We start from the raw sequence: 13,301 nt of genomic DNA on the forward strand, positions 1-13,301 counted from the left end.
ACCAGTAGTCTTTTTCCAGCTGGAACAAGCTGTTACTGTTAGCGACCCGAAAGCCCAAGTCGCCCGGATCGTGATACGTCCCTTCCTGCTAACCATCAGCCTGGCCTTGAGCTTCTGCGCCAACGCAGCCATCACAGAAAGTCATGGCTATGCGCAGTTTGGTGTTCTCAAGTACCCGGCCAGCTTTACTCATTTCGACTGGGTCAATCCCGAGGCGCCGAAAGGTGGCACCTTGAGAATGATGGCGTTTGGCACGTTCGACACGCTCAACCCCTACACATTCAAGGGCAGCAGCCCGGTCTCGACCGGAAACTTCCTGCAATACGGCGTTAACGAACTGAACGAGCCGTTGATGGTGGGCACAGGGCAGTACGACCCGTCCGGCGATGAACCGACCTCCAGCTACGGGCTGATCGCCCAGTCCGTGGAATACAGCGAGGACCGCAGCTGGGTGGTGTTCAACCTGCGCCCACAGGCGCGCTTTCACGACGGCAAACCCATCACCGCCTACGACGTGGCGTTTTCCTACCGAACGCTGCTCAAGGACGGTCATCCTCAATACCGCACCGCCTTGCAGGAAGTGCAGCGCGTCGACATCCTCAATCGTCATCGCATCCGGTTTGTCTTCAAGCGCTCTGGCAATCCGTTGCTGATTCTGCGTCTTGGGGAACTGCCAGTGCTGCCCCAGCATTACTGGAAGAACAGAGACTTCAAGGCGACTACCTTCGAACCGCCGCTGGGCAGTGGCCCCTACCGCATCACCCGCGTGCAGCCCGGACGTCAGCTGGTGTTCGAGCGGGTCAAGGATTACTGGGGTAAGGACCTGCCGGTCAACCGCGGCAAATACAATTTCGACCGGGTGGAAGTCGAGTTCTACCGCGACAGCGATGTGGCGTTCGAAGCATTCAAGGCCGGCGAATTCGATATCTACATCGAGCATCAGGCCAAGAACTGGGCCAATGGCTATAACTTCCCGGCAGTCGCAAACGGTCAGGTAATCAAGGCGCAGATTCCGCACCGCATCCCAACCCAGACCCAAGGCCTGTTCATGAACACCCGGCGCGCGGCCTTCGCCGATATCCGCGTACGCGAAGCACTGGGGCTGTTGTTCAATTTCGAATGGACCAACCGCACACTGTTCAGCGACGCTTATGAGCGTTCGACCAGCTATTACCCCAACAGCGAGTTTTCAGCGACGGGCCTGCCGAGCGGGGCTGAATGGTTATTGCTGGCGCCTTATCGCGATCAGTTGCCCGCCAGTCTGTTTACCCAGCCATTTGCCCCATCGAAAACCGATGGCGGCGGCATCCCGCGCGACACCCTGCGCAAGGCCTTGAAACTGCTTGCCGATGCTGGCTGGACGCTGTCGGACAAGGGCTTGCTCAACGCCGACAAGCAACCGCTGCGTTTCGAGATCCTGCTGGTCAACCCCAACCTCGAACGCATCCTGCAACCCTACATCGAAGACCTGCGGCGCCTGGGTATCGATGCAGGGCTGCGCACCGTCGATCGCGCCCAGTACAAACAACGCCTGGACCGTTTCGACTTCGACATGATTCTCATGACCCTGCAACAGACGCTGAGCCCTGGTCTTGAGCAGTGGCAATATTTTCATTCAAGCCAGGCCGCGATCAACGGCAGCAAGAACTACGCCGGCATTGCCAACCCGGTGGTCGACGCCCTGCTGAACAAACTGCTCGGCGCGCAAACCCGCGATGAACAGGTCGCGGCTGCGCGAGCGCTGGACCGCGTGCTGCTGGCTCAGCACTACAGCATTCCCAACTGGTATCTGAACAATCATCGGCTTGCCTATCGCAACCGATTCGCCATGGTCACCACCCCGCCCTACACCCTGGGGCTGCGTGCGTGGTGGCTCAAGACTCTGGAGAAGCCCCGATGAACCCATTGCATTCCCTGCGCGCGCAAGCGGCCGGCCTGCTGTTGGCCAGCCTCGCCTGCACGGTACAGGCTGCGCCTCAGCATGGCGTAACGCTCTACGACGAGCCGCCCAAGTACCCGGCCGACTTCAAGCACTTCGACTACGTGAACCCGGATGCGCCCAAGGGTGGCACGTTCCGCCAGGCAGGCTTCGGCGGTTTCGACAGCCTCAACCCGTTCATCAACAAGGGCGTGCCGGCAGATGACATCGGCCTGATCTACGACACCCTGGCCCGTGCAAGCCTGGATGAACCGTTCAGTGAGTACGGGCTGGTTGCCGGTAAAATCGAGAAAGCCCCGGACAACAGCTGGGTACGCTTCTACCTGCGCCCGGAAGCGCGCTTTCATGACGGCCACCCGATGCGTGCAGAAGACGTGGAGTTCAGCTTCAAGACACTGATGGAGCACGGGTCGCCCATGTACAAGGGTTACTACGCCGACGTCGATCAGGTCGTCGTCGAAGACCCGCTGCGCGTGCTGTTCAAATTCAAGCACAAGGGCAATCGGGAGATGCCGCTGATTCTTGGCCAGTTACCCGTGCTGCCCAAACATTTCTGGGCAGATCGCGACTTCAGCAAGGGTAACCTGGACTTCCCGCTGGGCAGCGGGCCGTACAAGGTCGCCGATGTAAAAGCCGGGCGCTCGGTGCGCTATGAACGGGTCAAGGATTACTGGGCCAAGGACCTGCCGATCAACAAGGGCTTCTACAACTTCGATGTGCTGACCACCGACTACTATCGCGACAACACCGTCGCGCTGGAAGCGGGCAAAGCCGGGCAGTTCGATTATTGGGTGGAAACCAGCGCCAAGAACTGGGCAACTGCATATGACACGCCAGCAGTCCGGGACGGCAGGCTGATCAAGGAAGAGCTGCCCAATGGCAATCCGACGGGCATGCAGGGTTTTGTCTTCAACCTGCGCAAGCCGGTGTTTCAAGACGTCAGGGTACGTGAGGCGCTGACTCTGCTGCTGGACTTCGAGTGGACCAACAAACAGCTGTTCAACGGCTCGTACAGCCGCACCAAAAGCTATTTCGACAACTCGGAAATGGCCGCCAGCGGTCTGCCGTCTGCCGAAGAACTGAAAATCCTTGAACCGTTGCGCGGCAAGATCCCGGATCGAGTGTTCACCGAACCCTTCACGCTGCCGGTAACCGATGGCAGTGGCATGATTCGTCCACAGCAACGCCGGGCCTTCCAGCTGTTGCAGGAAGCGGGCTGGAAGATCGTCGACGACAAGATGGTCGATGCCCAGGGCAACCCGGTGAAGCTGGAGTTTCTGATCGCCCAGACCGAGTTCGAGCGCATTCTGTTGCCTTACAAACGTAACCTGAGTGATCTGGGCATCGAGCTGGTGATTCGCCGCGCCGACGTGTCGCAATACATCAACCGCCTGCGCTCGCGGGACTACGACATGATCGTCACTGGCTATCCGCAGTCCAGCTCACCCGGTAACGAGCAGCGCGTGTATTTCGACTCATCCAGCGCCGACAACCCGGGCAGCCGCAACTTCATGGGCCTCAAGGACCCGGCGGTAGACACGCTGGTCAACGGGCTGATCAACGCCGACTCCCGGGAAAGCCTGATCACCCATACCAAAGCGCTGGACCGCGTATTACTGTGGGGTTTTTACGTTGTACCCAACTGGCACATCAAAACCTGGCGGGTGGCTTACTGGAATCACATCGACCATCCCAAGGCCAAGGCGCTTTCCGATATCGGCCTGATGACCTGGTGGGCGAAGCCGAATGTCAAACCCGCCACCGCGACCCCGTCAGCCACTGATCAGGCCAAGCCTGCGAACGCGGAGCAATAACATGCTGGCTTATATTCTGCGACGGCTACTGCTGATCATCCCTACCCTGCTCGGCATTCTGATCATCAACTTCGTCATCATTCAGGCCGCACCCGGTGGACCGGTCGAGCAGATGATCGCCAAGATCGAAGGCTTCGATGGCGCTACCAGCCGAATTGCGGGTGGCGGCGCCGAGGTATCGGTGGCGGGCTCCAACTACCGTGGCGCACAGGGCCTGGACCCGGCACTGATAAAAGAAATCGAACGCATGTACGGTTTCGATAAATCGGCACCGGAACGCCTGTGGATCATGATCAAGAACTACGCCACGCTGGATTTCGGCGACAGCTTCTTTCGCGATGCCAAGGTGATCGACCTGATCGTCGAGAAGATGCCGGTCTCCATCTCTCTGGGGTTATGGAGCACGCTGATCATGTACCTGGTGTCGATCCCGCTGGGGATCGCCAAAGCCACTCGCCACGGCAGTCAGTTCGACGTGTGGACCAGCTCGGCGATCATCGTCGGCTACGCCATCCCGGCGTTTCTGTTCGCGATTCTGCTGATCGTGGTGTTTGCCGGTGGCAGCTACTTCAACTGGTTCCCGCTGCGTGGGCTGACCTCGAACAACTATGACGAACTGAGCACCCTGGGCAAGGTCTTCGACTACTTCTGGCATCTGGTGCTGCCGGTCACCGCGCTGGTGATCGGCAACTTCGCCACCATGACCCTGCTGACCAAGAACAGCTTTCTCGACGAAATCAGCAAGCAATATGTCACCACCGCCAAAGCCAAGGGCCTGAGCAACCACAAGGTGCTCTACGGCCATGTGTTTCGCAACGCGATGCTGCTGGTGATCGCCGGCTTCCCGTCGGCGTTCATCGGTATCTTCTTCACCGGCTCGCTGCTGGTGGAAGTGATCTTTTCGCTGGACGGCCTGGGCCTGATGAGTTTTGAAGCCGCTATCAACCGCGACTACCCGGTGGTGTTCGGCACCCTGTTCATCTTCACCCTGCTGGGGTTGGTGGTGAAGCTGATCGGCGACATCACCTACACCCTGGTAGACCCGCGCATCGACTTCGAAAGCAGGAAGCATTGATATGAAGCTGTCTCCTCTCAATCGCCGTCGCTTCGAACGCTTCAAAGCCAACCGACGCGGCTGGTGGTCACTGTGGCTGTTCCTCATCCTGTTCGGCCTGAGCCTTGGCGCCGAACTGATCGCCAACGATAAACCGCTTGCCGTGCGCTACGACGGTCACTGGTACTTCCCGGTGCTGGAGCGTTACCCGGAGACCACCTTCGGCGGCGAATTCCCGCTGGAAGCCAATTACAAGAGCCCGTACATCAAGGAATTGCTTGCGGCGAAGGATGGCTGGACCCTGTGGGCACCCATCCCGTTCAGTTACCAGAGCATCAACTACGACCTGAAAGTCCCCGCCCCTGCGCCACCGTCCCGGGAAAACCTGCTGGGCACCGACGATCAGGGCCGTGATGTGTTGGCACGAGTGATCTATGGCTTCAGGATTTCCGTGCTGTTCGCCCTGACCCTGACCATCCTCAGTTCGATCATCGGCGTCATCGCCGGTGCCCTGCAGGGTTTCTATGGCGGCTGGGTCGACCTGCTGGGCCAGCGTTTTCTGGAAGTGTGGTCGGGCCTGCCCGTGCTGTATCTGTTGATCATTCTCGCCAGCTTCGTGCAACCCAACTTCTGGTGGCTGCTGGGCATCATGCTGCTGTTTTCCTGGATGAACCTGGTGGACGTGGTGCGTGCCGAGTTCCTGCGTGGCCGGAACCTGGAATACGTAAGGGCCGCGCGGGCCTTGGGCATGGAGAACGGCGCGATCATGTTCCGCCATATCCTGCCCAACGCCATGGTTTCGACGATGACCTTCATGCCGTTCATCCTCACCGGGGCCATCGGCACCTTGACTGCTCTCGACTTCCTGGGCTTCGGCCTGCCCGCCGGGTCGCCTTCGCTGGGCGAACTGGTGGCGCAGGGCAAATCCAACCTGCAGGCACCCTGGCTGGGCATCAGCGCGTTCGCTGTACTGGCCATCATGCTGAGCCTGCTGGTGTTCATCGGCGAATCCGCCCGCGATGCTTTCGACCCAAGGAAATAAGATGAGCAATGACAATCTGATCGAAATCCGCGATCTGGCGGTCGAGTTCGTGACGGGCGACTCACGGCAACGGGTGGTCGAGAACATCAGCTTTGACATCCGTCGGGGTGAAACCCTCGCACTGGTCGGCGAAAGCGGCTCGGGCAAATCAGTGACAGCGCACTCGATACTGCGCCTGCTGCCCTACCCCATTGCCAGTCATCCGAGCGGCACTGTCCGCTACGCCGGTGAAGACCTGCTGAAGGTGGAAGAGAAAAAACTGCGCTCGATCCGTGGCAACCGTATCGCCATGATCTTCCAGGAACCGATGACCTCGCTGAACCCGCTGCACTCGGTCGAAAAACAAATCAACGAGGTACTGGGCCTGCATAAGGGTCTGACCGGCAAGGACGCCACCAAACGCACGCTGGAGCTTCTTGAGCTGGTAGGCATCCCAGAGCCACACAAACGTCTCAAAGCCTTGCCACATGAGCTGTCAGGCGGCCAGCGCCAGCGTGTGATGATAGCGATGGCACTGGCCAACGAGCCGGAGCTGCTGATTGCCGACGAACCGACCACTGCACTGGATGTCACGGTACAGCTGAAAATTCTTGAATTGCTCAAGCAATTGCAGGCTCGTCTGGGCATGGCGTTGCTGCTTATCAGCCACGATTTGAACGTGGTCAGGCAAATAGCCAACCGAGTATGTGTCATGCAGCGCGGTTGCATCGTCGAACAGGCATCGTGCGAAGAATTGTTCCGTTCGCCGCAACATCCTTACACCAAAGTGTTACTCAGCGCAGAGCCCAGCGGCGGTCCTTCGACCAACCCGGCCGGCGCTCCGCTGCTTGAAGTCGAGGACCTGAAAGTCTGGTTCCCGATCAAGAAGGGCCTGCTCAAGCGCACGGTCGACCACGTCAAAGCGGTGGACGGCATACGCTTCAGCCTGCCGCAAGGGCAAACACTGGGCATCGTGGGTGAAAGCGGGTCTGGCAAATCGACGCTGGGGCTGGCGATTCTTAGACTGATCGGCAGCCAGGGCACCATACGTTTCAAGGGCAACGCGCTAGAATCTCTGTCGCAACAGCAGATCCGTCCGCTGCGCAGGCAGATGCAGGTGGTGTTCCAGGACCCGTTTGGCAGTTTGAGCCCGCGTATGTCAGTGGGTGAAATCGTTGGCGAAGGCTTGCGAATCCACGGTATGGGCACGCCCGCCGAGCAACAGACGGCGATCATCGAAGCACTCAGGGAGGTTGGCCTGGATCCGGATACCCGGCACCGCTACCCTCACGAGTTCTCCGGTGGCCAACGGCAGAGGATCGCCATTGCACGTGCGCTGGTATTGAAACCGGCGCTTATCTTGCTGGACGAGCCGACATCAGCCCTCGACCGGACCGTACAGCGTCAGGTCGTCGAGCTGCTTCGCTCGCTGCAAGCCAAGTACAATCTGACGTATTTGTTCATCAGCCATGACCTGGCTGTCGTCAAAGCGCTAAGCCACCAGTTGATGGTGGTCAAGCAAGGCCAAGTGGTCGAACAGGGTGCAGCGCAGGACATCTTCGCCGCACCGCAACATCCTTATACACAGCAGCTGCTGGAAGCCGCCTTTTTGGCACCGGTAGCTGTCGATTAACCTGAAGAGGAACAACACATGGGTTTTCTCGCCGGTAAGCGCGTCCTGATCGTCGGTGTCGCCAGTAAACTGTCCATCGCATCCGGCATTGCTGCCGCCATGCATCGTGAAGGTGCAGAGCTTGCTTTCACCTACCAGAACGACAAGCTCAAGGGCCGTGTCGAAGAGTTCGCCGCAGGCTGGGGCTCAGGTCCTGAGCTGTGCTTCCCTTGCGATGTGGCCAGCGACGAAGAGATCACCAAGGTCTTTGAAGAGCTGAGCAAGAAGTGGGACGGCCTGGACGTGATCGTTCACTCGGTCGGCTTTGCTCCGGGTGACCAGCTCGACGGCGACTTCACCGACGCCACCACTCGCGAAGGTTTCCGCATCGCTCACGACATCAGCGCCTACAGCTTCGTGGCCTTGGCCAAGGCTGGTCGCGAAATGATGAAAGGCCGCAATGGCAGCCTGCTGACCCTGTCGTACCTGGGCGCAGAGCGCACCATGCCCAACTACAACGTCATGGGCATGGCCAAGGCCAGTCTGGAAGCAGGCGTTCGTTACCTGGCCGGCAGCCTCGGCCCGGAAGGTACTCGCGTCAATGCCGTATCCGCCGGCCCGATCCGCACACTGGCTGCTTCGGGTATCAAGAACTTCCGCAAAATGCTGGCTGCCAACGAAGCGCAGACCCCTCTGCGCCGCAACGTGACCATCGACGAAGTCGGCAATGCCGGCGCGTTCCTGTGCTCTGACCTGGCGTCGGGCATCAGTGGTGAGATCATGTACGTCGACGGCGGTTTCAACACCACCGCGATGGGCAGCATGGAAGAGTAAGACGGCAAGCGCCGCTCCTCGCGAGCGGCATTTTCCGGCAGGCAACTTTCCTGCACTCAAAAAGAAGGCCGCTCAGTGAGCGGCCTTCTTTTTTGTGCGGGTTTCGAGATACTTAGAACTTCTCGATCTTCGCCTTGCTTTCCAGCTGTGCGCGGTACGCAGCGAAATCCTGCTGACCCGCACGCGACGCGAGGAATCGACGGTATTGCGCCTTTTCCGCATCAGTCGGTGCAGCAGCCTGATTCACGCCGTTGAGACGCACAATCACGAAGCTGCCATCGGCTGCAGTAATGCTGGCGAATTCCGGCTTGCCCTTGCCATCAGGCTTGGGCATGCGGAACAGCGTCTGCAGTACTTGAGGATCAACGCCTTCCTGACTGCGAGTGACTGCTTCCATCGATTTCCAGTCACGTCCATCCTGCTTCGCAGCCAACGGGATCTTGCCATCACGCAGCCCGGCCAGCAGAGCCTCGCCCTTGGCCTTGGCAGCAGCTGTAGCGTGCTCCTTGACCAGTTGAGCGCGAATCGAGCTGGCAACGCTCTCAAGCGGCAACTGCTGAGGTTGCAGGTGCTCTTTGGAGCGCACCACCACGACGGTCTCCGGATCCAGCTCCAGCGTGTTGCTGTTGGAGCCTTCTTCCAGCACTTCCGGGCTGAACGCAGCCTGGATGACCGCGCGGTTGGCTGTAATACCCTCACCGCCTTCACGACCAAATGGCGCAGTGGTCTGAACCTTAAGGCCCAGATCCTGTGCCGGTTGAGACAGGTCGGACGATTCAAATGCAGAATCTTCCAGCTGCTTGGTCACTTCGACAAACTTCTGCTCGACCAGCTGCGATTTCAAATCGGTGGTCAGTTTGTCTTTCAGACTGGCAAATGTCGGCACCGATGGAGCCTCGACGCCCAGCAGCTTGATCAGGTGCCAGCCGAAGTCGGTACGCACAGGCTGCGACACCTGGTCCTTGTTCAAGGCATACAATGTGTCTTCGAACGCAGGGTCATAGACACCCTTGCCTGCATAACCAAGATCACCGCCCTTGCTGGACGAACCAGGGTCCTGCGAATATTCCTTGGCCAGCGCCGCAAAATCTTCACCCTTGGCCAGACGCTGTTGAATTTCTTCAATCTTCGCCTTGGCCTGTTCGTCGTTCAGCTTGTCGTTCACCTCGATCAGGATGTGCGCAGCACGACGCTGTTCTGACAGATTGGCGATTTCTTTCTGATAAGCCGCCTGCAAGTCCTCATCCTTGACCTGCACCTTGTCGAAGAAAGACGACTTCTTCAATTCGATGTAATCAAGCACAACCTGCTCAGGGCTCATGAACTCCTTGGCATGCTGGTCGTAGTGAGCCTTGACTTCGTCGTCCGTCACTTTGACAGCCGTGGTATCGGCAGGCAGGGTCAGCGAAGCGAAATCACGGGTCTGCTTTTCCAGACGGGCAAAAGCGTCAACCTGTGCATCGGTGACGAAGGCACTGCCGGCAACACCTGCACGCACCTGACCGATGAGCATTTCCTGGCCAAGCATCTGGCGGAACTGCAGACGGCTGTAACCCAGCTGGCGAATCACCTGATCGAAACGGTCAGCACTGAACTTGCCATCGACCTGAAACTCGGGCGTCTGCAAAAGCTGCTGATCCAGTGCCGCGTCGGAAAACGAGAATTTCGCATCCGTTGCGCCTTGCAGAAGCAGCTTGCGGTCGATCAAACCTTTGAGGGCTGATTCACGCAACAGTTTTTCATCCAGCATCGCAGGATCGAAATCCTTGCCCAACTGCTGCGCGAGCTGCTGAGCCAACTGGCGGCGCTGCATGTCGACGGCCTGGCTCAACTCATTCTGAGAGATGTCCTCGCCGTTCACTTCAGCCGCGTTCTGCTTGTTGCTGGTAGCGGTAAACAACGCCTCGATGCCGGTGAAGGCCATCAAAGCGATGATGATTCCGATAATTGTCTTGGCAATCCAGCCTTGTGAATTGTCCCTGATGTTCTGCAGCATTGCGTCCCCCAAAACGGTTGAACTGACTAACCAACCGCGGAGCGTGGGTAGAAAGCGGATAGAAGAAAGGCGCATCCGAGGATGCGCCTTCTCGTAACTGACGGAGCGGTAGGGCTCGAACCCCTCGGTGTTGCAACCGAATGCACCACCACTCCGCTACTGGATCAGGACAGACCCGACCCAGCGGGCAAAGGCATCGAGAGGCTTAGTTGACAGCTTCTTTGAGGGCTTTACCGGCTTTGAAACCTGGTTTTTTAGCAGCAGCGATTTCCAGCGTCTTACCAGTCTGAGGGTTGCGACCGATGCGAGCAGGACGATCAGTCACGGAGAACGTACCAAAGCCAACCAAAACAACCGAGTCGCCAGCCTTCAGAGCGCCAGTGACGGATTCGATCACTGCGTCCAGCGCACGGCCAGCAGCAGCTTTCGGGATATCAGCAGATGCAGCGATAGCATCAATCAGTTCCGACTTGTTCACTCTAAGTCCCCTTATCTCTATATTGAGTATGTTTCTAAGTTTTAGGTGTTAAGCAAAACGAGCGCTGGAAGGCTTGCTGGTGCTTGCTTTAAAGAGCCGCTTTATAACAAGGGCTCTAAAAAGCTGTCAAGGAAGCCTGCCCAGTCTTAATGCGTGCTAATTCTGTCCTTAGAGTCAGACTCGCGTTTTTCTTCCTTTGCGACCAGATCTGTAGCCACGTCCGGCAACGGCTCCGGCGCGTATTGCAGCGCAATTTGCAGGACTTCGTCAATCCATTTAACGGGCTTGATTTGCAGATCCTGCTTGATATTGTCAGGAATCTCCTTCAAATCACGCACGTTTTCTTCCGGAATGATCACCGTCTTGATTCCGCCGCGATGCGCAGCCAGAAGTTTTTCCTTCAGACCACCAATCGCCAGCACCTGCCCGCGCAGGGTAATCTCGCCCGTCATTGCCACATCGGCACGTACCGGGATCTGTGTAAGCGCCGATACCAGGGCAGTACACATGCCTACGCCAGCGCTTGGTCCATCCTTGGGCGTCGCGCCTTCCGGCATGTGGATATGCGTGTCGTGTTTCTCGTGGAAATCGGCTGGAATGCCCAGACTACGGGCACGACTGCGCACCACGGTCTGCGCGGCGGTAATGGATTCGACCATGACATCGCCCAGCGAACCGGTCTTGATCAACTGGCCCTTGCCCGATACAACCGCAGCCTCGATGGTCAGCAATTCACCGCCCACCTGAGTCCACGCCAGACCTGTGACCTGACCGATCTGATCCTGTTGCTCGGCCAGCCCGTAGCGGAATTTACGCACGCCCAGGAAGTGTTCGAGCATCTCGGCAGTAACCTGCACGGAGAAGCGTTTTTCCATGGCGTGTTCTTTGACCGCCTTGCGGCAAACCTTGGCAATCTGGCGCTCCAGACCGCGCACGCCCGCTTCACGGGTGTAGTAGCGAATGATGTCGCGGATTGCTTCCTCGTCGAACTGGATCTCGCCTTTCTTCAAGCCATTGGCCTGAATCTGCTTGGGCGAGAGGTATTTGACGGCGATGTTGATCTTTTCGTCTTCGGTGTAACCCGGCAGGCGAATGACTTCCATCCGGTCCAGCAAGGCTGGCGGAATATTCATCGAGTTCGACGTGCACAGGAACATTACATCGGAAAGATCGTAGTCGACCTCGAGGTAGTGATCATTGAAGTTATGGTTTTGCTCAGGGTCAAGGACCTCAAGCAATGCCGACGCCGGATCGCCGCGCATGTCACTGCCCATCTTGTCGATTTCATCAAGCAGGAACAGCGGGTTGCGGACGCCCACCTTTGTCATCTTTTGTATCAATCTTCCTGGCATCGAACCGATGTAAGTCCGGCGATGACCACGAATTTCAGCCTCGTCACGCACGCCACCGAGTGCCATTCGCACGAATTTGCGATTGGTTGCGTTGGCGATGGACTCGGCCAGGGAAGTTTTACCCACACCCGGTGGACCTACCAGACACAGCACAGGGCCCCGAATCTTCTTCACGCGCTTTTGCACGGCGAGGTATTCGAGAATGCGTTCCTTGACCTCATCAAGACCATAATGGTCGGCATCGAGGATCGCTTCAGCGCGCGCAAGGTCCAGACGCACCTTGCTCTGCGCCTTCCACGGCACCTGAACCAGCCAGTCGATGTAGGAGCGCACCACGGTCGCCTCGGCCGACATCGGTGACATCTGCTTGAGCTTGTTCAGCTCGGCAGTCGCCTTGGTCAGAGCGTCCTTGGGCAGCCCGGCAGCGTCGATGCGCTTTTTCAGCTCTTCAATTTCGTTATGGCCTTCGTCGCCATCGCCCAGTTCTTTCTGAATGGCCTTCATCTGCTCATTCAGGTAGTACTCGCGCTGGCTGCGCTCCATTTGTTTTTTCACACGACCGCGAATGCGCTTTTCAACCTGCAACAGGTCGATTTCGGCATCCAGCAAGGCCAGCACGTGCTCGACACGGGCCGACAGGTCGATAATCTCGAGAATTTCCTGCTTCTGCTCGATCTTGAGCGCCATGTGCGCTGCCATGGTGTCAACCAGGCGACCGGGCTCATCGATGCTGTTGAGCGACGAGAGGACTTCTGCGGGGACTTTCTTGCCAAGCTGCACATACTGCTCGAACTGAGCCAGCAGGCTGCGCACAAATACTTCGGATTCGCGATCCGGGGCATCGACTTCGTCGATCAACGCGACGTCGGCGCGGTAATGGCCATCGACTTCGATGAAGCGTTCTACCGAACCACGCTGCTCACCTTCGACCAGCACCTTGACGGTGCCATCAGGCAGCTTGAGCAGCTGCAGTACGGTGGCAATAGTGCCGACGTTGTACAACGCCTTTTCATCAGGATCGTCGTCAGCCGGGTTTCTTTGCGCGAGCAGCAGAATCTGCTTGTCGCCCGTCATTGCCGCTTCAAGGGCTTCGATAGACTTCTCGCGCCCCACGAACAGCGGGATAACCATGTGCGGATAAACCACGACATCACGCAATGGCAAGAGAGGCAATTCAATAGTGGTCTTCATGATTTCGCCT

At 58.1% G+C, this 13,301-nt stretch carries 9 protein-coding genes; 6 read left to right on the forward strand and 3 right to left on the reverse strand.

Annotated features, from left to right (window positions below):
* The first annotated feature begins 70 nt into the window (after positions 1-70).
* From RYB09_RS18875 to fabI, 6 genes are read left to right on the forward strand one after another with little or no spacing between them, the layout of a single operon-like run.
* Positions 71-1,900, forward strand: a complete 1,830-nt coding sequence (locus RYB09_RS18875) for an extracellular solute-binding protein (protein WP_029241053.1) — start codon at positions 71-73, stop codon at positions 1,898-1,900.
* A complete protein-coding gene (locus tag RYB09_RS18880) occupies positions 1,897-3,753 on the forward strand; it encodes an extracellular solute-binding protein (RefSeq protein WP_002552743.1) in 1,857 nt (618 codons plus the stop codon). Before RYB09_RS18875 ends, RYB09_RS18880 begins: the two co-directional genes overlap by 4 nt.
* A gap of 1 nt (position 3,754) precedes the next feature.
* Entirely contained in the window at positions 3,755-4,828 is a 1,074-nt protein-coding gene (locus RYB09_RS18885) for a microcin C ABC transporter permease YejB (RefSeq protein WP_002552742.1), read from the forward strand.
* 1 nt (position 4,829) lies between these two features.
* Positions 4,830-5,849 carry an ABC transporter permease gene (locus tag RYB09_RS18890; RefSeq protein WP_002552741.1) on the forward strand — a complete coding sequence of 340 codons (1,020 nt, stop codon included), beginning with the start codon at positions 4,830-4,832 and terminating at the stop codon, positions 5,847-5,849.
* A 1-nt stretch (position 5,850) separates the two neighbouring features.
* Positions 5,851-7,461, forward strand: coding sequence for an ABC transporter ATP-binding protein (locus RYB09_RS18895; RefSeq protein ID WP_219171153.1), 1,611 nt, complete (start codon positions 5,851-5,853; stop codon positions 7,459-7,461).
* Between the two features lie 18 nt (positions 7,462-7,479).
* Positions 7,480-8,274, forward strand: coding sequence for an enoyl-ACP reductase FabI (gene fabI / locus RYB09_RS18900; RefSeq protein ID WP_004660733.1), 795 nt, complete (start codon positions 7,480-7,482; stop codon positions 8,272-8,274).
* A gap of 112 nt (positions 8,275-8,386) precedes the next feature.
* Here the strand turns inward: fabI and RYB09_RS18905 are convergent, their stop codons facing one another.
* The 3 genes from RYB09_RS18905 to lon form a co-directional block, all read right to left on the reverse strand.
* On the reverse strand, positions 8,387-10,270 hold the full coding sequence (locus tag RYB09_RS18905) for a SurA N-terminal domain-containing protein (protein ID WP_058401923.1): 1,884 nt from the start codon (positions 10,268-10,270) through the stop codon (positions 8,387-8,389).
* A 205-nt stretch (positions 10,271-10,475) separates the two neighbouring features.
* Positions 10,476-10,748 (reverse strand): HU family DNA-binding protein, encoded by a 273-nt coding sequence (locus tag RYB09_RS18910; RefSeq protein ID WP_002552737.1) that lies wholly within the window; start codon positions 10,746-10,748, stop codon positions 10,476-10,478.
* Between the two features lie 146 nt (positions 10,749-10,894).
* Entirely contained in the window at positions 10,895-13,291 is a 2,397-nt protein-coding gene (gene lon / locus RYB09_RS18915; protein WP_002552736.1) for an endopeptidase La, read from the reverse strand.
* Positions 13,292-13,301: the final 10 nt, after the last annotated feature.

Origin of the sequence: Pseudomonas syringae group sp. J254-4, assembly GCF_032586855.1 — a bacterium.
Taxonomy (GTDB): Bacteria; Pseudomonadota; Gammaproteobacteria; order Pseudomonadales; family Pseudomonadaceae; genus Aquipseudomonas; species Aquipseudomonas amygdali.

What these genes read in the sequence shown, in the direction of transcription:
- RYB09_RS18880 (WP_002552743.1), top strand. Translation starts at nt 1,897, where the DNA reads ATGAACCCATTGCATTCCCTGCGCGCGCAAGCGGCCGGCCTGCTGTTG.
- RYB09_RS18885 (WP_002552742.1), top strand. Translation starts at nt 3,755, where the DNA reads ATGCTGGCTTATATTCTGCGACGGCTACTGCTGATCATCCCTACCCTG.
- RYB09_RS18890 (WP_002552741.1), top strand. Translation starts at nt 4,830, where the DNA reads ATGAAGCTGTCTCCTCTCAATCGCCGTCGCTTCGAACGCTTCAAAGCC.
- RYB09_RS18895 (WP_219171153.1), top strand. Translation starts at nt 5,851, where the DNA reads ATGAGCAATGACAATCTGATCGAAATCCGCGATCTGGCGGTCGAGTTC.
- fabI (WP_004660733.1), top strand. Translation starts at nt 7,480, where the DNA reads ATGGGTTTTCTCGCCGGTAAGCGCGTCCTGATCGTCGGTGTCGCCAGT.
- RYB09_RS18905 (WP_058401923.1), bottom strand. Translation starts at nt 10,270, where the DNA reads ATGCTGCAGAACATCAGGGACAATTCACAAGGCTGGATTGCCAAGACA.
- lon (WP_002552736.1), bottom strand. Translation starts at nt 13,291, where the DNA reads ATGAAGACCACTATTGAATTGCCTCTCTTGCCATTGCGTGATGTCGTG.